Raw genomic sequence first — 833 nt, forward strand, 5'->3', positions numbered from 1 at the left:
ACCGAGTTTGCCCGCTTTGTCGCGCAGGCATTGCTGTGCGAATCGCCCAAGTCCGGCCATGAACCCTGCGGCGAGTGTGCTTCGTGCCATTTGTTCAGCCAAAACACCCATCCCGACTTTTACGAACTCACGCCGGAAATGCCCGAAGGCGAGGCAACAGGACGCAAACTCCTGCAAATCAAAATCGATGCCGTGCGCGATATTGTGGAAAACATTTACCTGACCGCTGTCCGCGGCGGACTGCGCGTGGTATTGGTGCATCCGGCTGAAAGCATGAACACACAGGCGGCAAACGGTTTGTTGAAAGCTCTGGAAGAGCCGCCGCAACACGTCGTTTTCCTGCTCGTTACCCATGCGCGCGACAAACTCCTGCCTACCATCAAAAGCCGTTGCCGCCAGATGGTGCTGCCCTCGCCTACCCATGAGCAGGCTGCGGCATACCTGCGCCAACAGGGTGTGGGAAATGCTGAAGCCTTGTTGGCATTTCACAGCGGCGCACCTTTATTCACGCCGACTCCCGAATTGGACGCATTACGCGAAGAGTTGCTGACTCTGCTGGCCGCACCGCGCCTGTTAGCCATACTCGACTACGCCGCCGCGTTCGACAAACAAAAACAACCGCTGGCCGTTTTCATCGACTGGTTGCAAAAGTGGCTGATGGATGTCGGCTTGGCACAACAAAGCATGGCGCCGCTTTATTATCCGCACCATGCCCAAGCCCTGCTTCAGACGGCCTCTAAAACCGATTCACGCAAACTGTTTGCCCTATTGGGCCGTCTGAACGCGCTCAACCCTTACGGATACCATACCTTGAGTGTTAAAATGCAGCTTGA

The 833-nt window shown here is 56.1% G+C and carries 1 protein-coding gene; it reads left to right on the forward strand.

The window, feature by feature from the left end:
- Nucleotides 1-833: DNA polymerase III subunit delta' (holB, locus tag ACTHS3_RS16130; protein WP_440368523.1), on the forward strand; the 833-nt coding region annotated here is incomplete at both ends.

This window comes from Neisseria sp. P0009.S007 (assembly GCF_051962515.1).